The following is a 21,604-nucleotide window of genomic DNA, read 5'->3' as shown; positions in this document are numbered from 1 at the left end:
CGACAACACCAAGCCCGCACCAGCCACTACAAACGACGCGGCCACACACCACCAGAAGCCAACAAACCATCACAGCAAAAACCGTTGCAGTACTAGATCGGCGGGACAGCTCCTACATGTCGATGGGCGCGGCCGACATCCAGCGCCGCGGTGCGGGCGAACTCGTCGTCGTGCAGCAGCAGCTGGAGCAGCCCCGCTTGTGGTCCGCCGCCGCCCGGCTGATGACCTTGTACGCGAAACCCTTCCCCGGGGCCCCACGGGGCCGCAGCCGTGCGCTGGTACCGGATGGCGGCCGCCGCCGCAGACCAGTCCGAGGACCCGGCCGTGAGGGTGTGGGTCCGGGGGCGGGCGGCCATCGCGCTCGGGTACGAGGGGGCCTCCCTCGGCGTTGCCGACGGTGCGCGGGTCCAGGCCGAGGGCGGCCTTGCCCGGTCGTGTCGCTCAGAGCGTTGAGGCTGCCGCCTATGAGGGCGCCGGCGCGGCGGAGGGCCGATGGACGGGCGCGAGGCACCGACAGACGTGCTGCGCCGGATGATCGTCTCCTGGGTGCCGGAGCACGATGTCGACGTCGCCCTGTGGTGTAGCGCCGGTCCGCAAGCGTCGCTTAGCCTGCCCTGATGCGTACCACGGGGGAACAGCGGGACGTGCGCCGCCGCCAGGTCGTGAAGTGGGTGGCCGGTGCTGGTATCGGGATCGGCCTCACCAACGCCGCGTGCGACATCCTCGGCGGTGAGCCGCCTCCGCGAGGCCAAGCCGCCGGTCCGCAAGCCGCTGTGGACCTTCGCCCTGCTGGACGAGGACGGCGGCGGCAAGGGCGTCCGGCCTGCTCCGGTGGTGCACCAGGACGGCGTGCTCTACGTCAGGACGAAGAAGGACGGGCTGTACGCGGTCGACGCGGCCACCGGGCGCGAGCGCTGGCGCGCACCGTTGACCGGCCCCCGTCTTGGTGCACCGGCCGCGACGTCGGGTGCCGTGTTCGTCGCCACGGACGGCGGCGCCGTGCACGCGCTGCGCACCGCGGACGGCGAGCCGATGTGGCGCCAGGCCCCGGGGAGCCGCCTGCGTACACCCAGCCCGGGGGACGTGTGGACCAGCGGCTCCGTCGCCCTGGTCAGTTTCCATCCGTCCACCTACGACGAAGATCCCCACCCGCCGCCCAGTGTCCTGTACGCACTCGACACGAGGAAGGGGGACTTGCGGTGGCAGACCGAAGCCTCGCTCCTGGAGGTGCGCGACGGCCTCGCGTGCGTCAACCCGCCTGACGGGAGCCTGACCGCGCTCGACCCCCGCACCGGCGCCGTCCGCTGGGTGGCGCCGCTGGAGAAGTCGGGTGGCCGTTGCACCCTGGACGCCTTCGCCGCGGGGCTGCTCTTCGGGCGCAACGGCAACGTCGGCATCGGCTCGAAGCTGGTGGCGTACGACCCGCGCACCGGCGACGTCCGCTGGACCGCACCGGCAGCGCACTCCTCGGTGCCGGTGGCCCACGGCGACGCCGTCTACATCAGCGGCCCCGGCCCGAGCAAACGCGACCAACAGCGGCTCCAGGCCTTCGACGCCACGTCGGGCAAGCTCCGCTGGACCGCGCCCGCCTTCTCGACCAGGCTCTACGAAAGCCCCATCATCGCCGCTGACGGGGACTGCGCCTATCTGTGCTGGAGCGAGAACCACCTCGACGAGGATCGCACCACGCTGCGGGCCCATGACGCGGCCACCGGGCGTGAACGCTGGCGAAGTACCCGCCATGTCACCTCCTATGCGGCGGACGGGGCCCCCGGGAACCGCCTGTTCGTCTGCTACTTGTCGGACTGGTACTGCCATGACACCCGCACCGGTGACGCCCTGTGGCGAGTGAGTGCGGGAGAGACCACCACGGGACCCCCGCTCCTCTCCGTCGACGGGATGCTGTACTTCGCCAACGACAAAGGCATACACGCGCTACGCCTATGACATCCCAGCGCCGAAGCTAGGCCGCCCACCCCTCCGATCGGGCCGGCGAGCGCGCGGTGGACGCACAGGTAGCCGGTGCGCCCAGGGCAACGCGACGATCCCAAGGTGACAGTTGCCTGCAACTCTGCGGCGTACCACGCCGTGGGGCTTTCGGCCGACCAGCTGGCGGGGCAGTGGCGCAGCAGGGAGGGGACGGTCTTGACCTTCCACGAGAATGGAAGTTTTACCGGCGACGACGTTGCCCTGTTGTCAGCGGCAGAGCCCTGCGGCGACAGGGCGCACCTGTCCGCCGGCAGCTGGCACTTCGGTTCGGGGCTGGACGAACCGGCGGATCGCGGTGCCTACCTGCAGCTCACGTTCTCCGGTCCCGACTGCAGGGTTCCAGTCTTCCTCTTCGGTGAGGTGGATGACCCCGTGATGTGTCCGACCGGTGGCGATCCCGACGCCGGCTGCCAGTACGACGAATACCTCCGCCGTGTAACACCTGCCCCCGCGCCCTGACCGGGGCACCAGCCTCGTCGAGTCCGGCGGTGACCGGGGTGCCTGGGCGTCTGTGGGTCGGTGGGCACAGCAAGGGCCGAGTTCTGTCGACGTACGTCGTACCGAGCACAACCACGGCCCTGAGGCAAGCACGGCGGCGTTCTCAGAACTCGGCAACACCACTTCCCCGAGGAAGAGTGCGTTCTCGCCCCTGAACAACAGGCGTTCCCGAAAGCCACCTACAAAACCACCGCCATCGACTTCACCCGCGGCCGGCTCACGCTCGGCGACATCGATCACCCCCTCGACGCCTTCACCCAGCAGGCCGCCATCGACTACATCCACCTCCGGCACCAGCGCTGGCCACATACCCGCAACCCTCACGTGTTCATCAGCTCGCAGACCGCGCACACCCGGGCCCCGGTCACAACCGGCTGGATGCAGCCTCTGCTGCGCGGCCTCCCGGTCACCGCCCAGCAACTTCGCGAGGACCGAATCCTCGAAGAGGCCGCCGTCACCGGCGCTGACCCGCAGCACCTATGCGCGGTGTTCAACATCACTCCGGAGACCGGACTCCGCTACACCCGCTTCTTCCACCCCGACCCCCCGGACAGCGACGACGTATCCGGCTGCAACATGGAGACATCGTGACCGACCACCACGCTCACCTGCTCGCCGCCATCGTCGAGCTCGGCGGTGAGCTGGAGCTCCCAGCTACCCGTAACGGGCGCTTCAGGGGCGCGGTCATCCCAGAAGGCTGCGCGGTCAGCGCCGGCCGCCGCCGATGCGGCGGTCGTCGGCCAGTGCGGTCAGCGGGCCGAACTCGCGGGCAAGCTGGTTCCACGTCAGAACCTCGCCACAGCGGGCCGGGAACTCCTTCGGGTTGAACTCGGGCATGGTCCAGGTGCCAGTGCCCCGGTCCCGCAGCCACAGGTCCCCGTCACCATCGACCACAGTCGGCGGAACCGGTACGGGCTCGGCCTGATCGGTGGGCTCCCAGGTGACCCGGCCCGGGTGGGAAACGCGGCGCAGCTCGGTGGTGGCCAGCCTCTGGCCGCGGCGGATCGCGAAGTCGTCCACGCCCAGCACACGCGGCGTGCTGAACTGCGGATCGGGCAATGCCATGACCCTCCGTAACAAGGTCATCCGGCCGACCCCGAAGCCCAGCTGAGCCGCCAGCCGGGCGCCGGCCCGCCCGGCCAGCGCGAGCCCCACTCGCTCCAAGGCGTGGTTGAGCCGCGTGGTGAACCGTGCGTGCGGGACAGCCAGCTGCGAGAACGGCTCGGCGAACGTTCGGCGCGGGCAGTGCGCCGACCCGCAGATGAAGCGCCGGACCGTCAGCCGGATCACAAAGCCCTGCTCAGCGAGTGGAAGGTCCTTCAGCCTGCGCTGGTATCGGTCATGGACTCGGTCCGAGAACCGGCCGCAGTCCGGACATGCAGCGCCGGCCGCGCGGCCTCTCGCCGCCACCTCGACCGTGCCGAACGCGGCTGTGACCGCCTCGACATCCACATCGTCGATTCCGTCGAACACCAGCGAATCCCAGAACGGTGCATCGGTCTGCATGACCAGCACCATCACCGGCCATAACCGGCTGCAGCAGGGGGTGGCAGGGATCTGAGGGAGCGTCAATTATGATCACTGGACGACAAGGCGTACGCGGTCTCACGCGAACCCGACTCTTCGCAATCGAACAACGGGGTAACGCTCCGCGACGACTCCCCAAGATCTGTGCCAGAACCGAGTGGCGTCAGCAGATGTTCAGCGCAGTGGGAGGCGGTCGATTCCGCCGCGGGTCGATGTTCACCGAATTGGAGAGCACCCGGCTGAGGCCGAGGCCGGGCCGCACACAGAGCCGATCATGTGACCTTCACCAGGGATGCGAGTTCCGTCGGCCGCGGAGGTGACGCGAGAGGTCACGGTTCGTTGTGCAGCCATGATCAGAAACATGCTCGGAGCGGCTGTCCTGGTAAGCGCGGCCGTGGTGAGCGGAACCCAGGTTGTTCAGGCTCAGCCGGCTGATGTCCACAGCGCGCAGCAAACCAAGCGGTGGGAGCAGCCAGGACAGTGGGATTGGGTAGTCCCCCAGGGAGTCAACAAGATCACTGTGTATTCCTGGGGTGCCGGTGGCGGTGGTGGCGGCGGCGGCGGAACCGGAGGTTCCGGCGGCGGTGGCGGCGGCGGCAACGGAGGAGGGTCCAACCTCGTGGGGACAGCCGGCGGTGGGGGCGGTGGCGGCGGTGGCAGTGCGGGTGGCGGCGGCGGTGCGGGCGCGAGCAGTGGCTCCTTCGTGCAGTGCCGGCTGTCTGTGGCGCCGGGGTGGAAGCTGCGGATCGTCGTCGGGGACGGGGTGCCGGGCGGTGCGGGAGGCCGCAGCGGATCCGCGGGGGCTTACGGGAAGGGCGGTGGCGGCACAGCCGGTGGTGGAACCGACGGGACTGGCGGTGGTGCGGCCGGCGGCGGCGGACACGTCGGCGGCCGCGCCTCCGGCTCGCACATCGAGATCCGTGACGCAAGCAATAAATTCGTGGAGTCGGTCGCGGGTGCACCGGGGGGAATCGGCGGTGAGCCGGGGCGGTCCGGCAGCGCCGGCTCGGGAGGTGGCGGCGGCTACAACGGCACAATTGCCGGCGGAGCCGGTGGCGGCGGCGGAGCCGGTGGCAAGGACGGTGGCGCGGGCGGGACCGGCGTCGGGGGCAACTCCCCCGCCGTATACCCCTGCGGCAGGTCTGGGGAGAAGGCCGCAGTGGTGGAGGGCAAGCCCGGTCAGCCCGGAGGCGCCGGCCTGGCCGGTGACAAGGGGGCCGACGGGACCCACAACGAAAAGGGAGGCGTCAGCCGGCCCGGAAAGGGCGGGCGTGGGGGCAGCCACGGCGCCTCCGGCTCCGGCGGCGCTGCGGCCGTAGCGGACGGCATGTCCTACGGTGCCGGCGGAAACGGTGGCCCAGGAGCGCACGGCACCAGCGGCGGCGACGGCGGCCAGGGAGGCGAATGGGAACCCAACGTCGGCAACGCCAAGGGCGAAAAATGGAGGGGCCTGGACGGCAGGGCCGGACTCTCCAGCCACAACGGGGCCGCAGGCGCCCATGGCGGTGACGGGGCAGTCGTCATCACCTGGTGACACCCCCCGTGCCCGGGCCGACCACCGCCGGCCCGGGCACAGCCACCGAACTCACCGAGACGGCGAGAGGCGAGCACACCCTCAGCCGGACATCCCCACCTGATCACGTCACCCCGCACCCGGCATCCGGTTGCAGGCCACCAGGATTCGCCGGCAGCGGCCGCAGCGGATGAGGGCGTCAGCAACTTCGAGGGCGTTCAGGACGCCGTTGCAGGCGTTGGAAACGTCGAAGACCGGGCAGGGCAGGCCGGTCTTGGCAGCCACGATGTGCGCGTGGGCGGGTTCTCTGGACATCAGTGCTGACGGACGAAATCAGCAGCAGGTCGGCGTCGCCGGGCTACGGCCCCTCCGTGGGGGCTCTGCGGGATCATCTTCGGGTTGCTCGTCGTGGGGAGGGACAGTAGTGACGGGCCTCGAGTGACGCGGCGAGGGGCGTAACCGGTCAAGGGCACGGGCGTTGTCTGACTGGGCCGCCCGTGAGGCCTCCGGCCTGCCGTCATGATCCTAGGCGTGAGGCTCGCTCATCAGCGGTGCCAACCACCAACGACCTCAGGGACGCACAATGTCAGCCCCGATCACCCCGTACGCGGGCGCCTCTGCCACCGCTTTGGCGGCGCACTACGACCTTCCCACGGCCTTCTACGCACTGTGGCTCGACCGGAGCCTCACCTACAGCTGTGCTCTGTGGGACGGTGCCGAAGACGACCTCGCCTCGGCTCAGAGCCGCAAGATCGATTATCTGATCGAGCAGGCCCGCGCGCCGCACACCGGACACGTGCTGGATATCGGATGCGGCTGGGGAAGCACACTGAACCGTCTGGTCCGGCACCATCACGTACAACATGCGACAGGGCTCAACCTCAGCCCGTTGCAATGCCACTGGGTGCAGCAGCAAAAGATCGACGGCGTCACGGTCCTGAACGAGAACTGGCGCGATCACCATCCGACGGAACCGTACGACGCGATCGTGTCCATCGGCGCGTTTGAACACTTTGCCCGCATGGGCATGTCGGACGCGGCCAGGCTGGATGCCTACCGCACCTTCTTCGCCCACTGCCGCACCTGGCTCCGTCCCTCTGGACGACTCGCGCTGCAAACGATCGCCTGGGGTCCGGAGCTTCCCGCCGGTGCTCACACGTTCCAGAACGCCTTGATTCCCGAGTCGGTCTTCCGGGAGTCCAGTGTGCCCTTTCTCGCCGAAATCGAAGAGGCTATGGACGGGCTGTTCCGCATCGTCCATATGCGGAATGACGGTGATCACTACGAGCGGACGTGCTCGGTGTGGCATCGCAACCTTCAAGACCGGAGAAGCGAAGCTGTCCGGCTGGTGGGAACCGAGGCCGTCGAACGCTACGAGCAGTACCTCGATCTCGCTGCCCGCCTCTTTCGGCGCCGCTGGACCACGCTTCTGAGACTGACCCTCGAAACGCGCGCCTAGCCCTCTTGTCCTCAGGGCATGCACCAGGCGTTGCCGCTGTACCGCGATCCGGACAGAAACGAGAGCAGATCCGCAGGTCGTCCCGGAGCGGTGGGCTCACCGGCGGGCCGTTGCCGACGACGGGGCTCCTGTAAGGCAGCTTGGGACGAAGCTGAGCCATTTGTCTTGAAGGGCGGCCAGGTGGTGGCTGCGCAGCCTCCGTCCCGGCCTTGTCGAGGGAGGGAGGGGATGCATTTACGCTGGTGTGGCACCGGCTGCGTAGGTGAAGTGGAACAGCACGCGATGCAGCCTGTACTCGGCCAGCGTTCACGTGTCGTAACCGAGCACGCTGCACTTCAACAGCGGAGAACTTTGGTATGCCAAGCGGCAGAGACGAGCAGCAGGACCCCGGCCGGCCCGTGCACGAGGTCAGGGACGGCGGGCTGCACCCGCGTGAAGCGATCCAGGAACGTGACTGGAACGTGGGAGGAGAGCGCACAGGCGCTGCGCTCGACACCCCATCCGTTCAAGAACGCTCGTCGTGGCTTGGGGGGTGGGTGAGCTTGCCTCCTTCACCGTCTCACTTTTGCCCGTACGAAGCGGACCGGGTGGCCCCTGCGACAAGGTGGCTTTAGCCCGTTCAGTCGAGGAAGCCACCAGTTTGCCCGGCCGATGAGTTGCATGGTGGCGGGTACGAGTAGGGCTCGGATGAGGGTGCAGTCCAGGAGGACGGCGACGGCGAGGCCGGTTCCGACGATTTTGAGCAGCACCAGGTCGGACAGGGCGAGGCAGCCCATGACGATGGCGAAGACGGCTGCCGCGGCGGTGAACAGGCGTCCGGTCCGTTGCAGGCCGGTGGCGACCGCTTCGCTGGTGGGGGTGCCGTCGCGGTGTTCCTCGACGATGCGGGAGAGGAGGAAGACCTCGTAATCCATGGATAGGCCGAAGGCAACGCAGAACATCAATGAGGGGAGGATGACGTCGGTGATGCCGCCGGTGGTGAAGTCGCCCAGCCAAGAGGCGAGGCAGCCCTGTTGGAAGACGGCGACGAGGACGCCGGCGGTGGCCGCGAGGCTCAGGGTGTTGAGCAGCAGGGCTTTGATCGGAATGAGGACGCTGCGGGTGTAGGGCAGCAGGAGGAGAAGGATCGCCGCCGCCGTTCCCGCGGCGGCGAGGGGCAGTCGAGCCGACAGGGCGTGCTGGGTGTCGGCGAGGCGGGCGCCGGGGCCGGTGACCAGTGGGTGGATGCCAGGCGGCGGGGTAACGCGGCGGACCGCCTCGGCGAGGCGGATTCCGTCGGGTGAGAGCGGTTCCGCTACGTCGGAGGAGACGAAAGCCCAGGCGGTGTCGTCATCGGCGAACGCTGCGGTCCGTGGGCCTGGACCGGAGACCGCGCGGCCGTTGTGGTAGCTGCCGGTTGCCGTGTCCACGCGTCGTACCGCGTTTACCTGGGACAGGCGGCGGGCGTAGCTGTCCAGTGCTGGGTGCCGGTCCGGCGTGAGGTGGGGCAGGACGACCGCGGTGGCGTCGACCGCGTCGCCGCCGAAGTCGGCACGCAGTTGGCGGGTGCTCTGTGCCACGGGTGAGGACGCGGGCAGGACCCGTTCGTCGAACATGCCGAAGCGCACCTGGGTGACCGGGGCTGCGAGCAGGAGCAGCAGAGCCAGTACACCGAGTGCGGTGAGGGCCGGGCGTCGGGTGACGGTGGTCGCCACGCGGTACCAGGTGCCCGCCGAGAGGTGGGTGGGGCGCGGCCGACGCCAGCGTGCGAAGACGTCGCCCTGGTCGATACGTTTCCCGAGCAGCAGGAGCAGTGCGGGAAGGACCAGCAGCGCCGCTCCAGCGCACAGCACCACCACCGCGGCGCCGCCGTAGGCGAGCGAGCGCAGCAGTGGCAGCGGGAAGGCCAGCAACGCGCACAGGGAGATGGCGATGGTGGCGGCGGAGAAGGCCACGGCCCGGCCGGCGGTGCGCAGAGTCCGTGACATGGCGTCGTGGGGTGGCCGGCCTGCGTGGAGTTCCTCTCGGTAGCGGCTGACGATCAGCAGGCTGTAGTCCACCGCCAGCCCGAAGCCGAGCGCTGTGGTGATGCTCAGGGCGAAGATGGAGACGGAGGTCACTTCGGTCAGCAGCCGCAGGAAGGCGGTGGTGGTGGTGACGGCGAGCAGGCCGATGAGTACCGGCAGCAGCGCGGCGGCCGCGCTGCCGAAGACCCAGAGCAGAACGGCCAGGACGAGTGGTGTGGCCACCAGCTCGGCGCGCCGCAGGCCCAGGTCGCTGAGCCGTTCTGTCTCGGATCGGACGACGGCCTCACCGGAGGCGGACACCCGTAGCGGCCCGGCAAGTTGCGTGGCGGTGGCAGCGGTGTCGGCGGCGGCTGTCCGGACGGCGGCTTCGTCACCGCGGAAGCGGATCAGCAGTGCCGCGCGGCGGTGGTCGGCGGAGCGCAGGAAAGGTGTTGATGTTCCCTGCGCTCCCTGCGTTCCTGGCGTTCTTGGCGGCGCGGTGGAGGGGACCTGGGCTGTGGGCCAGTGGCTCCGGACCCAGACCGTCCGGGGGTCGGCGGCGATGCGGTGGGTGAGGGCCGTGCCCGCGCGGTTGGCCGCGGGGCTGTCGACTGTGCCGGAGGTGGTGGTGAGCAGGATCAGGTGGGGCGGTCCGGCAGCGAAACGGCCGGCCAGGATGGAATCGGCGCGCATGGAATCCGCGGAGGCGGGTGTCCAGCCGCCTTGTGAGAGCCGGTCGGAAGTGCCGTGGGCGAGCAGGGCGGCCGCGCATCCGATCAGCGTCGCGGTGAGCAGGACGATGCGTGTCCACAGGGGCGGTATGTGCCGGTCCGGCTGCGGGGTGGGGCCGCCTGCCCCCTGCTTGGTGGCTGGCAAGGTCTGCTCGGGCCGTCCCGTGGGGCCGGTACGGGAGAGGGTGAGCGCGTGCTGCAGGGCTGCCCGGAACGCGCTCGTGGTCATGCGGTCGTCGCCAGGGCGGTGGCGATCAGCTGGGCCGCGTCGGCCAGGTCCTGGGCGTGGTGTGCGGCGGTGACCCCCATCCGCAGGCGGCCGCCGCCAATGGGTACGGCCGGTGGAAAGAGCGGGCTGGTGAGGAGGCCGTCGCCCAGGAGCCGGCGGGCGACGCGGGCGGTGCGATCTACTCCGCCGATCGGGACGATGACGACGTGTTCCGTGGATTGTGCCCGGTCCACTCCGGCCTGATCCAGGTGGTGATGGAGCAGGCGGGCATTGTGGGCCAGTCGTCCGCGGCGGTCGGTGCCTTCGTGTCGGGCCAGGCGCATGGCGGCGAGTGCGGCGCCGACCGTGGCCGGGGGCAGGCCGAGGGACAGGGCGTAGGGGGCGGAGGAGTGCCGCAGAGCGTCGATGACGCGCTCGCCCGCGCAGACGAAACCGCCGGTGGAGCCGAAGGCCTTACTGAAGGTTCCGGTGATCAGGTCCACGCGTTCCAGCACGCCCAGGTGTTCGGCTGCCCCGCGGCCGTGGGCGCCGAGGGCACCCGCGCTGTGCGCCTCGTCGACCATGAGCAGGGCGTCGTACCGTTCCGCGAGGTCAGCCAGCTCCGGAAGTGGGGCGAGGTCGCCGTGGGCGCTGAACAGCCCGTCCACGACGATCACCCGTTGCCCCGTGGAGGGTGCCGTGGCGAGCAGCTGGGCGACGTGGTCGGTGTCGTTGTGCCGGGAGGTGTGCACGGTGGCGCCGGACAGGCGGGCGCCCATGGTGATCGACCCATGATTGAACCGATCGCTGATCACGGTGTCGCCCGGCCGGAAGAGGCTGCCGAGCACGGCGAGGTTTGCCTGCATGCCGGTCGCGCACAGGAGTGCGGCGGGGCGGTCGAAGAACTCGGCGACGGTCTGTTCCAGGTCCCTGTGCAAAGACGTGAACCCGCCCACGGCTTGGGTGCCGTAGGTGACGGTGCCGAAGCGATGCAGCGCTTCCACGGCAGCACCGGTCACCTCGGGGTGGTGAGCGAAGCCGAGGTAGTCGGCGGAGCTCAGCACCGTGACCTGGCGGTCCGTCTGGTCGGGCCCGGCCGTCGGCAGGTGCAGACGGGCGACGGTCGAGGCCGCCTCGGTGATCACAGGGAAGAACGGGTAACAGTCCTCCTTGCGCCAGCGATCGACCGTGTCGAGGGTCGTGCACAGTGCTTTGCTGAGGTTCATCACTTGCTCTCCTGGTCGCTCACCAGCGGTCGGCGCCGAGGCATCGACGATTTCGCGTGGGGGCCGCTGGGACCCGGGCGCGGTCCTGGTCAGTGCTGGCCGGCAGGTACGGCGCAGCGCGTCACGTCGTCCATGAGTTGAGCCAGCGTGGTCAACGGGGTCACCGCGTCCGCGAGGGATGCCAGGTCGATGGATGAGCCGAACTCACGCTCGACAGCGGTGACGGTTTCGACCATCAGGAGGGAGTCGAACATCGCGGTTTCCAGGGTGGCGTTCTCGTCGAGGTCTTCGGGTGATTGGCCCAGCCGTGATGCCACGATCTCCTTGACCCGGCTCCGTGTGCCGGAGTCGGGCGTGACACAAGCTTGAGAAGCAGCGGTCTCCAAGGGAGTCCTTCCACAAAGGGGGCGGGCTTGACGTGGGATCTGGGGGCATCGTCCAGATGGATGGCTCCGCACTATGCCGCAACCGCTCGATTTACACAAAGTAATCAGTCAAGCGCTCTCGGTGATAGGGTGCGTCGCCGTCCCACCAGAGCCCGGCAGGGCCGACTGAGCCCGGGCCGTTACCCACTTTCCAGGAGGGCCGTCGTGGTCAGTACATCCGAGGACCACGACGGTGCCCCGCAGCCATCACTCGAAGTGATTGCAGCCGCGCGGTCGAGCGTTCCAGGCGCCGAGGCACCGGGGGGCGGCACACCGAGCGCCTTCCGGGGTGCCGGTCCGGTGGACACACCGCGCCCCGAGGGGCTCCGGATTCACGAGGTGTTGACCCGCCGTGACCGAACAGCCTTCCTGGACCTGCCGTACCGGCTGTATCGCAAGGAGCCGTACTGGGTGCCGCCACTGCGCTCGGACCAACGACGGCTTGTGGATCGCAGGGCCAACCCGTTCTTCGACTACGGCGACGTCCGGCTTTTCCTGGCCCGTCGGTCAGGGCGCGCCGTGGGGCGGATCGCCGCCGTGACCAACCCCCGGCACAACGCCTCCCGCGGGGCCCGGTGCGGTTTCTTCGGGCTGTTCGCCGCGGAGGACGACGAGGACGTGGCCCGCGCCCTGGTCAGTGCCGCCTGTGACGCGCTACGGGCGGAAGGCCTGGAGACCGTCCTCGGCCCGGTGAACCTCACGGTCCATGACGAGCTGGGCGTTCTCCTGGACGCCTATGACCGCTGGCCCGCCATCGGTATGCCGTACAACCCCGCTTCCCATCCCAGGTTGCTGGAGGCTTGTGGGCTTACCAAGGCGGTGGACCTGCTCGCGTGGGAGCTACCCACGACCGTGCACGAGAAACCGGTAGTCGGCCGACTCGCCGACCTGGCCGCCGCCCGCGAGGGCCTGCGCCTGCGCCCCGTCGACCTGAACGACTTCGACGGCGAGGCAAGGCGGATGCTCGCCCTCTACAACGACGTCTGGGACCGGAACTGGGGCTTCTCCCCCATGACCGAACGCGAGTTCTTCGCCCAGGCCCGCAGACTTCGTCCCTTCCTGATTCCCGAATTGACCGTGTTCGCCGAACTCCACGGTGAGCCAGTCGGATTCGCTCTCGTCCTGCCGGACCTCGCTCCCGCCCAGGCCGCCGCCGGCGGACGGCTCCACACCTGGGGCGTGCCGATCGGCCTGCTCCGCTTCCTGCGCGCCCGCCGCCGCACGGACGCCCTGCGCATCGTCGCCTTGGGCGTAAGGGAAGAGCACCGCAACAGCCCCATCGCCATGCTGCTGGGCGCCCACATCTCCCGTACCGGCGCCCGTCTCGGATACCGCACGGCCGAGGCCTCCTGGGTTCTGGAAACCAACACCATCGCGGCCGGCAGTCTCCAGTACCTGGGCGGCCAGGTCACCAAGACGTACCGCCTCTACCAGCGTCAGCTGTGACCACCTCTCCCGCTCGCCTCGCGCCCAGGAGGACCCGGCCCGTGTCCATGACCGCCCAGCACGACTCCGCCCTGTTGCACGACCTGGTGCCCGCCGAGGAAGCCGGTCTCCAACGGCATCTGCTCCGGACTCGTGAATGGCTTCCCCACCCATGGAGCAGCGGACGCTCGTTCGACGGCCCGCTCGGCTGCGGTCAGCCGTGGCAACCCGCCCAGTCCACTCTTCCCGATACCGTCCGCCGCGCACCGATTCACACCTTGCCCTCCGAGGACAACCTGCCCCGCTTCCACCCTCAGCCGGGCGACTGCCGATGAGCCGGATCCCGGCCGAGCCACCGGCCCCGTCGGCCTTGCCCGGCGCCTCACAACGAACCGGCACTTCCAGCCGGCTCCCGGTACCGGCGCTGCGCGTAGTGGTCACCGGCGCCACCGGCTTCGTCGGCCGCCGCCTGTGCGCCCGTCTCATGGCGGCCGGCAACACCGTCACCGCCCTGGTTCGCCGCAGCTCCCGCACGGAGCATCTGACCGCGCACCGCATCCTCCACGCCGACCTCACCACCGGCGAAGGACTCCGCGCGGCGGCCCTCGGCTCCGACTGCGTCATCCACCTGGCCGCCGTCGTCAAAGCCCGCACCGCGCGCGGCTATCAGCAGTGCAACACGGACGGCACTCGCCGGCTGGCCGAGGCCCTGCTTGACCTGCCCACACCGCCCCGCCTGGTGCTCTGCTCCTCACTGGCCGCCGCCGGCCCCTCCCTCGACGGCCGCCCCCGCACCGAGGACCAGCTGCCCGCACCGGTCTCGCACTACGGGCGCAGCAAACTTGGCGGCGAGAACGCCGCACGTAACCACGCCGAACGCCTACAGGTCGTCATCCTGCGACCGCCCATCGTCTACGGGCCCGGCGACCCCGCCTTCCTACCCGCCCTTCTGCCCATGATCCGCTCAGGCTTCGTCATCAAGGGCGGCCTGGGGCCCAAGCGATATTCACTACTCCACGTGGACGACCTGTGCGACGCCCTCACCAGCGCCTGCCACCGGGGTACCACCGTGCGCCAGGATGACTTGGTGTCCGGCATCTACACCGTCAGCGACGGCGTCGAGCACACCTGGCACCAACTGTGCGCCACCGTCGCGGCAGCCCTGGGCCGCCGCCCCCCGCTCGTCCTGCCCCTCCCCGCCACCGCGGCCTACCCCGTAGCCTGCGCCGCAGAAGCCGCCGGGCTGCTCTCGGGCTTCGTGCCGGCGCTGAACCGGGACAAGGTCAAGGAACTACGGCAGACCGCGTGGACATGCTCCACCGAAAGAGCACGGCTGGAGCTGGGGTTCACCGCCGCCGTTCCCCTTGCCGAAGGAATCGCCCACTACCTCACCACCCTGTGAACGGCCGCCCTTCGCTGCAGCACCGGCCGGGGAATCGCGCCCAGACGAAATCAGGGACGCCAAGGCGACTCGGCGGATCGACTGGCGCCGGCTGATCGCACCAAGCGTGAAACCCAAGTACCGCAACCGGGGGCTGGACACTCTGGCCGCGCAAGCGTGCGGCGACCGGCTCTGGCCGCGCGCACTGGCGCACCGCTCTCCGTCACCGCGGCGGCGGGGGTGCCTTCCGTCCGCATGCGCACCTCGAAGGGGCGCGCGCCTTGCGTTCCAGAGCCGGACCGACACCAGCAGGAGACAAAAGGCCATGACAACGGACGAGTCCGAGCGAAGCTGCCAGTCTGGCTTCACCAGTGAGGGGACACGTGCGGACCGGCTGCGGGCCTCTCCGCCCATGTTCCGCTCCCAGGCCCTCGACCGCTTCACCCGAGTCCATCCCGTCGTTCCCCTGCTGCTGTTCGCTCCTGTTGTAGTGCTCCTCCTCGCCCGGGCCCTCAGCCATGTCAGCGTTCCGGTGCTCCTGAGTCACCTACTTCTCGGCTACGGGGTATGGACGCTGACGGAGTACTGGGTACACCGTGCGCTCTTCCACTTCACCCCGGGCACCGAGTGGGGGCGCCGAGCGCACTGGATGGTGCACGGTGTCCACCACGATCACCCCAACGATCCCCGCCGGCTGGTCATGCCCCCATCCGTCAGCGTCCCCAGCGCGTTCGGCGTGTTCGAGGTGTCCCGGCTCCTGGCGGGCGACGGGCCGGGAACCGCTGCGACCGCAGGGTTCCTCGTGGGCTATGTGGTGTACGACATGCTGCACTTCCACATGCACCACCACCGCCCCTCTACTGCACTCGGGCGTTGGCTACGCAACCGTCACCTGCGCCACCACTTCCAGGACGAACGTCGCGGCTTCGGCGTGAGCTGCCCCTACTGGGACCACGTCTTCGGCACCGCCCCCCGCTGATCTCCCCGAGCCCATGCCGGCACCCACCAGTTCGCCCGGCCGACCACCTGCATCAGAGCCGGCACCCAGCTATGCGCCACCGTCGCGGCAGCCCTGGGCCGCCGCCCCCCGCTCGTCCTGCCACTCCCCGCCACCGCGGCCTACCCAGCAGCCTGCGCCGCCGAAGCCGCCGGGCTACTCTCGGGCTTCGTGCCGGCGCTGAACCGGAACAAGGTCAGCAGCTGGAGCCGGGGTTCACCGCGCCGTCCCCCTTGCCGAAGGAATCGCCCACTACCTCCCCACCCCGTGAACGGCCCGCCCCTTCGCCGCGGCACCGGCCGGGGAATCACGCCCGGACGAAAGCAAGCGCGGCGTTGTGCCCGCCGAACCCGAACGAGTTCGACACCACCGCCTCCAACCCGCACTGCCGCGGCGCCCCCGTCACCAGGTCCAGCTCCGCACCCGTCTCCTGACACTCCAGGTTGGCCGTCGGCGCGACCAACTGGTCCCGCAACGACAGGACGCAGTGCACCGCCTCGATCGCCCCGGACGCCCCCAGTGCGTGCCCGATGATGCTCTTGTTCGCGGTCACCACCGGGCCTTGGGGAAACATCCTCCGCAGTACCAGGGCTTCCATCCGGTCGTTGTGCAACGTCCCCGTCCCATGGGCGTTGACGTGCCCGACATCCCCAGGCTTCAGGCCGGCGTCAGCGAGCGCCTGACGGAGCGCCAGCTCCGCGCCGCGGCCCTGCGGGTGAGGGGTGACGAAGTGGTACGCGTCGGCCGAGGCGCCGTACCCCGCCAGGAAAGCCAGCGGCAGCGCACCACGGGCCCGGGCGTCCGCTTCCCGCTCCAGCACCAAGAAGCCCGCCCCCTCCCCCAGGACGAACCCGTCCCGCCCGGTGTCGAAGGGCCGCGAAGCCCCCCGCGGATCACCAGACCGCCTCGACAACGCCCTCATACCGGCGAACGACGCGACCGTCATACGGCCCAGGCCTGACTCAGCGCCGCCGGCCACCGCCACGTCACACCGCCCCGCCCGCAGCAGGTCCATCGCCATCCCGATCGCGGTCGCCCCCGAGGCACACGCGGTGCTGGTCGTCAAACTAGGCCCAAGCGTCCCGAGGTCGGTGCTGACCTCCCCCGCCGACATACTCGGCAACGAACGGGGCACAGCGAACGCCGATACCAGATGCGCCTGTCCGGACGCCAGCAGTTCGAACTCCGGCGGCCACGCCTCCATCGACGACGAACCTGTCCCGACCACCACCGCCACCCGGTCCGGCTCCCACTCCCCAGCTCCCAGCCCCGCAGAACTCACGGCCTCTCTCGCCGCAAGCAGCGCGAACCCCGTGAACCGGTCCAGCCGCCACGCCAACCGGCCCCCCAGCCACTCACGGGCGTCATACGCCGGGACGGCACACGCGAACTCCACCGGCAGCCCCGCCAGTCCCAGCTGAACGGCGGCCGTCGACTCTCCCGCGCACAACCCCGACCACGCCGCCTCCACCCCCACACCGGCCGGTGACACCAACCCCACACCTGTGACCACGACCACATGACCAACCACCGCCGAGCCTCTTCTCCGCCGGACCGCGCACGGCACCCAAAGCCGTACATCCACCGCGCAAAACGAAAAAGAACCGTGCCGAGTCACTCACACAGCTCAGCCCACGGCTCTACACGCACATGTCATGGACGGCTCAGGCCCAGGCACTGAACACGATGGCGGCGCTCGATGCCCTCGCGCGGCCGGGGAAGGCGGCGTCCACTGGGTGCGACGCCGCCGAGGTGCTGCTTCCGATCCTCCGCCGCGGCCAGAACGACCCTTCCGGACCGTTGGCTAAACAGCGCGGGCAGGCGGGGCTCACACGGAACGGGGCGGAGCGATGCCTAGCATGCTGGCCCTACCGCTGACGGGTTCGGGCCCTGCTGCGGTGGCGGGCGGAGAACAAGATCACCGGCCTGCACGCCGTCCGCTACGACACCGAGACCACGGTCGGCGTCACGTTCTCCATGCCCGTCGCTCTGCTCGCCCCGCGCTCCCCCAACGACGTGATCAGCGCCTTCAACTACCTCCGCGCCGTGGAGGCCGACGACGCCGACGCCGCGGCCGACTTCGCCGCAGCCGAGCCGCGGCTGCCCGCGCTGCTCGTGGACGTCGCCCAGCGCGTCGGCCCGCACCTTCGCCCAACCTGCCCGACCCCGGCGAGGACGACTCGTTCGCGCCGTTCGAGCTGGGGATCTGCTTCCTGGGCACCCTGCGGTCCTGGCACGAGCAGGCCGGCCCCGCCGCAGCCGAGGGCATCGCCCGCGCCGTCATCCGCTTCACCGCCCAGATCCTCACCAAGCCGCACGAGGACGTCGCCGACACGCAGCAGCACCACAGGCAAGACCACCGCCGCGCTCGCCCTCACCGCTGGCCACGGGTACGGGGCGCCCGGTGCCGCCACCGAGGCCTGTCTCCTCCACCTTGAACTGGACGGCGGGCAAGGACGTTCCGACAGAGGAAGTCACCGATGCCGTCGGCGGATGCCGGTGAGGCCGACGCCAGGGCCGGTCCCGCGTGCCCGGACCAGTCCGCCCACCAGCCGCGTCGATCGTCGTCGAGCCGTTCTCCGCCTTCTTCGGCATCACGACCTGGGGCGCCTCTCGCGCATCACCTGGACCGTCGCCGCATCCATGCGGGCCACCGCCCTCAGCGTCTCCTTCACCACGTCGGCGGCCGTCTCAGGGAGGCCGGCCACGGACGGGCCGGTGGCGGTCAGCAAACGGCGGGCGGCGACGGTCTCCCGCAGGTGGACCCGGGCCTGGACCAGCTCCCGCAGCACGTCCCCGGCGTCCCGGGAGACCGGCACCAGCACGTGTTGCGCGACCGCCATCACCTGACGTCCCGCCCACGCCGCCGACGCCATCCCCTCGCGCTCCGCGGCGGTGCGCACCACGGCCAGTTCGGTGTCGCTGAAGGACGCGTAGAACCGCTTCTTCCGTGGCTCACCGGCCTGTCGTTCACGACGCCGCCCACTCGAATTCCCGTCCGCGCATCGTCAAGCCCCAGAGCTGATCCGTGCCTGCCCCTGAACGACCGCCCGTACCGATCACGCTGCTCCTCCCGGACAGGCAGGAGATCGAGCGGGTACGGCTCTACGAACGCCAGCAGTTGGACTCCGGCCTGTGGATGTATCGCATAGGCGTTCCCCTGTGGCAGACAGCCGTCGGCGGGGGCGCCGAGCCGGTCGAGTACAGCACGTGGGTGACTGCCGCACAGCTCCGCCCGATCCCCGGCGTGGACCTGGACGCCGTGCCCAAGCACCCCCGGGCCGCCACCGCGGCGCCGGCCCGGTGGGCCTGGGTGCTGGACGGCCGCACCCGCAGGCGGGCGCAACGGTCCACGCCGAGGGGTGCCGGCTCGCCGCCGACCGCGCGAAGCCGCTGGGCACCATGGAGGCGCTCGACGCACTCGCGCGGCCGGGGACGGCGGCGTGCACCAGGTGCGACGCCGCCGAGGTGCTCGTCGCGCAGCTGGAGAAGCTCGGGATGGTCTGGTCCCACTTCGACGTCGCCTGGGCAGAGGGCCTGGCCGCCGCGCGCGGGTGGGCGGCCGAACACGGCCACCTCCTGGCGCCGCTGGACGCCGCCTTCCAGGGCGCTCCGGTGGGCATCTGGCTGAAGAACGCCCGGGCCGCCGCCCGGAAGGCACAGGACATCGAGCAGCGGCGCGCCGAGGGGCTGCCGGTGGAATCCTCGGCCGGGGCGATGACGCGAGAGCGGCGCGAGCAGCTGGAAGAGATCGACCCCTCGTGGTGCCCGGCGTGGCCGGTGACCTGGCAGCGCTGCTTCCACCTCGTCCGCCAGCACCTGGACACCGGCGAGACGCTGCCCACCACGGCGGGCGAGGTCGTGCGCTGAGGCTGACCCTTTGGAGTGGACACCCTGACAATGGATCTTGATGGTCCAGGGAGGGATGTCCAGGTGGGACGCAAGTCTCCGTATCCGGAGGAGTTCAGGAAGGACGCTGTCGCGCTCTATCGCGCCGCTGCCGGGAAGCGGAGGTACGCGGCGGTGGCCGCGGATCTCGGTATCACCGCGGAGTCGCTGCGGACGTGGGTCCGCAAGGACGAGGCCCAGTCCACGCCCGAGGGCCGCGACGGCAGCGTCAGTGCGGCGGAGGAGCTTGCCCGGCTGCGGGCTGAGAACGCCAGGCTGCTCAAGGCCGAGCAGGAGTGGCGGCTGGAGCGCGAGATCCTGCGCCGGGCAGCCGCCTATTTCGCCCGGGAGGTGAAGTGAGCCCCCGCCGCTGGGCCTTCATCTCCGACAACCGCGCCGACTTCGGCGTCAAGCGGATCTGCCGGGTGCTCGGGGCGTCCCGCGCCGGCTATTACCAGCATCTGGCCACCGCACAGGCCCGCGCCGAGCGCCAGGCCGAGGAGAAGCGGACCGTGAGAGAGATCCGCGCCATCCACACCGCGCACCATGGCGCCTACGGTGCCCCGCGCGTCCATGCCGAGCTGCGGGCGAGGGGGCACAGGATCAACCGCAAGCGCGTCACCCGGCTGATGCGGGTCAACCACATCGTCGGCCGACACCTGCTGAAGAAGAAGCGCACGACGGTCGCGGACAAGACCACGCCGCCGGCGCCGGACCTGGTGATGCGCGACTTCACCGCGGACGCCCTGAACACCAAATGGTGCGGCGACATCACCTACATAGCCGTCGGCCCGACCTGGCTCTACCTCGCCACGGTCATCGATATCTGCTCGAGAAAGGTCGTGGGCTGGTCGATCGCGGACCACATGCGCACCTCGCTGGTCACCGACGCGATCGAGATGGCCGTGGCCACCCGTGGCGGCCGGGTCCCCGGCGTCGTCTTTCACACCGACAGGGGCCGCCCAGTACAGCGCGGCCGCCTTCGCCGACGTCTGCCGCCGGCACGGCATCCGCCACAGCATGGGCCGGGTCGGCTCGAGCTACGACAACGCCCTCGCCGAGTCGTTCTTCCAAGGCCTCAAGCGCGAATTGCTCCACGGACGCCGCTGGACATCGAAGGCACAGACCCGGCTCGAGCTGTTCCGCTGGCTTTCCTACTACAACCGGCGCCGTCGCCACTCCGCGCTCGGCTACCGCACACCAGCCGAGTTCGAACAACAACTGATCACGACACGTACGCTGTCACTTGTCGCATGAAACCCGGTGTCCACTCCCCGGGATCAACCTCAACGTGAAGTTCCCCCGTTGATGTGGACACCTGGACACTGCATCCGCTGTCTCAAACGCTATGTCGCACGAGAGATCTACCGGCTCATCGTTCCCCCGAGCACTCCGGCCGACCAGCCAGGACGCCCCGAGAACGCCGGTTGACATCCATAGGGGCATCTGTGCTGATCGCAGCTATCAACGAATGGCTGTAACCAGCGTTCTCACGAAAGACCCTAGGCGTACGGCGGGCCGATGACCGACCGGGTCGACCTGCTCGGCCAGCCAGGCGGCGTACCGTTGCGCGTCGCGGGTCCGGTGGACGTCGACGCACACAGTGTGGGTGCCGACCTGCCGGTCGGCTACGGCGTCGTCGCAGTTGAACACCAGGGTGACCCCGTCGTGCTCGACCCTGCCGCCGTACCCGAGCTCCGGTACCTCCGGCCAGATCACTTGGTCCCAGCGGATCAAGCCGTAGTTCGCGCCCACCAAGGCGGTGAACCCGTCCTCGACGCTGCCGACGGGCTGGTCGAGCATCGACGCCCAGAGCGGGAGCAGGGGGCGCAGGTCATCCGTGTCCTCTGAGAGTTCCGGCGCATGGAACTCGAACCGCAGTTCCGCCCGCTCGTCAGGATCCCTCGACCAGAAGTCGTCGTTCTCAGTGCGGAACCAGGTGTCCGGCAGCGCCCGACGCAGCCGCAGCACCTCCGCGACCGTGCAGAGCTCCACGTCCACCGACACCTGGGCGTACTCCCGCTCGCCCAGTGTGAGGAGCCGACGCGCCAAAGTGAGGGCCGCTGCCGGGTCGGACGTGCGGAAGACGGGATAGGAAGCGCCGTTGGACATGCGGGCACCCTGCCACACGCTGACGCCGGCCAGCATCCGCGTTTCGGCGGCACGCGGTTTCACTACTTGCCGTCCGCTACGAAGCGACCCGTGCTGGTCGCAGCCATCAACCAAATGCTGCGACCAGCACTTTCACAACAGGCCCTACTGAGTTTTTCGTAAGTTGTGTGGGTGTGGTGGGTGGATGGTCAGGCCGGTGTGGGCGAGGAAGGACCATGGCAGCCGCTGGTTCTGGTTGAT

Annotated in this window: 17 protein-coding genes and 2 pseudogenes; 10 read left to right on the top strand and 9 right to left on the bottom strand. The window is 69.8% G+C overall.

The window, feature by feature from the left end:
* Positions 1-92: 92 nt before the first annotated feature.
* Positions 93-356 (bottom strand): hypothetical protein, encoded by a 264-nt coding sequence (locus tag AB0D48_RS35095; RefSeq protein WP_362406617.1) that lies wholly within the window; start codon positions 354-356, stop codon positions 93-95.
* A gap of 373 nt (positions 357-729) precedes the next feature.
* Here AB0D48_RS35095 and AB0D48_RS35090 point away from each other — a divergent pair, with 373 nt between their 5' ends.
* The 3 genes from AB0D48_RS35090 (at position 730) to AB0D48_RS35080 (ending at position 3,078) form a co-directional block, all read left to right on the top strand.
* Entirely contained in the window at positions 730-1,947 is a 1,218-nt protein-coding gene (locus AB0D48_RS35090) for a PQQ-binding-like beta-propeller repeat protein (protein ID WP_362406614.1), read from the top strand.
* A gap of 198 nt (positions 1,948-2,145) precedes the next feature.
* The gene (locus AB0D48_RS35085) at positions 2,146-2,448 is read left to right on the top strand and encodes a hypothetical protein (RefSeq protein ID WP_362406611.1); all 303 of its coding nucleotides are present in this window, start codon (positions 2,146-2,148) and stop codon (positions 2,446-2,448) included.
* 417 nt (positions 2,449-2,865) lie between these two features.
* A complete protein-coding gene (locus tag AB0D48_RS35080; RefSeq protein ID WP_362406608.1) occupies positions 2,866-3,078 on the top strand; it encodes a hypothetical protein in 213 nt (70 codons plus the stop codon).
* Between the two features lie 114 nt (positions 3,079-3,192).
* On the opposite strand, the gene AB0D48_RS35075 is transcribed toward AB0D48_RS35080, so the two are convergent.
* Positions 3,193-4,005 (bottom strand): transposase family protein, encoded by an 813-nt coding sequence (locus tag AB0D48_RS35075; RefSeq protein ID WP_362406605.1) that lies wholly within the window; start codon positions 4,003-4,005, stop codon positions 3,193-3,195.
* Between the two features lie 628 nt (positions 4,006-4,633).
* Between AB0D48_RS35075 and AB0D48_RS35070 the strand changes: the two genes are divergently transcribed.
* A complete protein-coding gene (locus tag AB0D48_RS35070) occupies positions 4,634-5,548 on the top strand; it encodes a hypothetical protein (protein ID WP_362406602.1) in 915 nt (304 codons plus the stop codon).
* 108 nt (positions 5,549-5,656) lie between these two features.
* Here AB0D48_RS35070 and AB0D48_RS35065 read toward each other — a convergent pair whose 3' ends face one another.
* Positions 5,657-5,842, bottom strand: coding sequence for a hypothetical protein (locus AB0D48_RS35065; protein WP_362406599.1), 186 nt, complete (start codon positions 5,840-5,842; stop codon positions 5,657-5,659).
* Between the two features lie 268 nt (positions 5,843-6,110).
* On the opposite strand from AB0D48_RS35065, the gene AB0D48_RS35060 reads away from it, so the two are divergent.
* The gene (locus tag AB0D48_RS35060; protein ID WP_362406597.1) at positions 6,111-6,986 is read left to right on the top strand and encodes a class I SAM-dependent methyltransferase; all 876 of its coding nucleotides are present in this window, start codon (positions 6,111-6,113) and stop codon (positions 6,984-6,986) included.
* 551 nt (positions 6,987-7,537) lie between these two features.
* Here AB0D48_RS35060 and AB0D48_RS35055 read toward each other — a convergent pair.
* From AB0D48_RS35055 to AB0D48_RS35045, 3 genes are all read right to left on the bottom strand, one after another.
* Positions 7,538-9,931 (bottom strand): MMPL family transporter, encoded by a 2,394-nt coding sequence (locus AB0D48_RS35055; RefSeq protein ID WP_362406594.1) that lies wholly within the window; start codon positions 9,929-9,931, stop codon positions 7,538-7,540.
* Positions 9,928-11,136: an aminotransferase class I/II-fold pyridoxal phosphate-dependent enzyme gene (locus AB0D48_RS35050; protein ID WP_362406591.1), complete on the bottom strand. Its 1,209-nt coding sequence runs from the start codon at positions 11,134-11,136 to the stop codon at positions 9,928-9,930. Before AB0D48_RS35050 ends, AB0D48_RS35055 begins: the two co-directional genes overlap by 4 nt.
* A gap of 89 nt (positions 11,137-11,225) precedes the next feature.
* On the bottom strand, positions 11,226-11,594 hold the full coding sequence (locus tag AB0D48_RS35045) for an acyl carrier protein (RefSeq protein ID WP_362406588.1): 369 nt from the start codon (positions 11,592-11,594) through the stop codon (positions 11,226-11,228).
* Between the two features lie 309 nt (positions 11,595-11,903).
* Between AB0D48_RS35045 and AB0D48_RS35040 the strand changes: the two genes are divergently transcribed.
* The 3 genes from AB0D48_RS35040 to AB0D48_RS35030 all read left to right on the top strand — a co-directional run bounded on the left by AB0D48_RS35040 (position 11,904) and on the right by AB0D48_RS35030 (position 15,346).
* Positions 11,904-13,007: an N-acetyltransferase gene (locus AB0D48_RS35040; protein WP_362406585.1), complete on the top strand. Its 1,104-nt coding sequence runs from the start codon at positions 11,904-11,906 to the stop codon at positions 13,005-13,007.
* Between the two features lie 310 nt (positions 13,008-13,317).
* The gene (locus tag AB0D48_RS35035) at positions 13,318-14,388 is read left to right on the top strand and encodes an NAD(P)-dependent oxidoreductase (protein ID WP_362406582.1); all 1,071 of its coding nucleotides are present in this window, start codon (positions 13,318-13,320) and stop codon (positions 14,386-14,388) included.
* Between the two features lie 391 nt (positions 14,389-14,779).
* Positions 14,780-15,346 (top strand): sterol desaturase family protein, encoded by a 567-nt coding sequence (locus tag AB0D48_RS35030; RefSeq protein WP_362406579.1) that lies wholly within the window; start codon positions 14,780-14,782, stop codon positions 15,344-15,346.
* Positions 15,347-15,671: 325 nt separating this feature from the next.
* Here the strand turns inward: AB0D48_RS35030 and AB0D48_RS35025 are convergent, their stop codons facing one another.
* Entirely contained in the window at positions 15,672-16,883 is a 1,212-nt protein-coding gene (locus tag AB0D48_RS35025) for a beta-ketoacyl-[acyl-carrier-protein] synthase family protein (protein ID WP_362406576.1), read from the bottom strand.
* A gap of 1,075 nt (positions 16,884-17,958) precedes the next feature.
* Entirely contained in the window at positions 17,959-18,270 is a 312-nt protein-coding gene (locus tag AB0D48_RS35020) for a hypothetical protein (protein ID WP_362406573.1), read from the bottom strand.
* 229 nt (positions 18,271-18,499) lie between these two features.
* Between AB0D48_RS35020 and AB0D48_RS35015 the strand changes: the two are divergent.
* Both AB0D48_RS35015 and AB0D48_RS35010 read left to right on the top strand, forming a co-directional pair.
* Positions 18,500-19,228, top strand: a pseudogene (locus AB0D48_RS35015) (Helicase associated domain protein); the annotation flags it as partial.
* 69 nt (positions 19,229-19,297) lie between these two features.
* Positions 19,298-20,509: pseudogene (locus AB0D48_RS35010) on the top strand (IS3 family transposase).
* 207 nt (positions 20,510-20,716) lie between these two features.
* Here the strand turns inward: AB0D48_RS35010 and AB0D48_RS35005 are convergent.
* The gene (locus tag AB0D48_RS35005) at positions 20,717-21,364 is read right to left on the bottom strand and encodes a hypothetical protein (RefSeq protein ID WP_362406570.1); all 648 of its coding nucleotides are present in this window, start codon (positions 21,362-21,364) and stop codon (positions 20,717-20,719) included.
* Between the last annotated feature and the right edge of the window lie 240 nt (positions 21,365-21,604).

Origin of the sequence: Streptomyces sp. NPDC048269, assembly GCF_040652395.1 — a bacterium.
Classification (GTDB): Bacteria; Actinomycetota; Actinomycetes; order Streptomycetales; family Streptomycetaceae; genus Streptomyces.
This window is presented reverse-complemented; position numbering and strand designations above follow the sequence as displayed.

Excerpts from the sequence above, each read along its gene's own strand:
- AB0D48_RS35095 (WP_362406617.1), bottom strand. The coding sequence starts at position 356 with ATGGCCGCCCGCCCCCGGACCCACACCCTCACGGCCGGGTCCTCGGAC.
- AB0D48_RS35080 (WP_362406608.1), top strand. The coding sequence starts at position 2,866 with ATGCAGCCTCTGCTGCGCGGCCTCCCGGTCACCGCCCAGCAACTTCGC.
- AB0D48_RS35075 (WP_362406605.1), bottom strand. The coding sequence starts at position 4,005 with ATGGTGCTGGTCATGCAGACCGATGCACCGTTCTGGGATTCGCTGGTG.
- AB0D48_RS35065 (WP_362406599.1), bottom strand. The coding sequence starts at position 5,842 with ATGTCCAGAGAACCCGCCCACGCGCACATCGTGGCTGCCAAGACCGGC.
- AB0D48_RS35060 (WP_362406597.1), top strand. The coding sequence starts at position 6,111 with ATGTCAGCCCCGATCACCCCGTACGCGGGCGCCTCTGCCACCGCTTTG.
- AB0D48_RS35055 (WP_362406594.1), bottom strand. The coding sequence starts at position 9,931 with ATGACCACGAGCGCGTTCCGGGCAGCCCTGCAGCACGCGCTCACCCTC.
- AB0D48_RS35050 (WP_362406591.1), bottom strand. The coding sequence starts at position 11,136 with ATGAACCTCAGCAAAGCACTGTGCACGACCCTCGACACGGTCGATCGC.
- AB0D48_RS35035 (WP_362406582.1), top strand. The coding sequence starts at position 13,318 with ATGAGCCGGATCCCGGCCGAGCCACCGGCCCCGTCGGCCTTGCCCGGC.
- AB0D48_RS35030 (WP_362406579.1), top strand. The coding sequence starts at position 14,780 with ATGTTCCGCTCCCAGGCCCTCGACCGCTTCACCCGAGTCCATCCCGTC.
- AB0D48_RS35005 (WP_362406570.1), bottom strand. The coding sequence starts at position 21,364 with ATGTCCAACGGCGCTTCCTATCCCGTCTTCCGCACGTCCGACCCGGCA.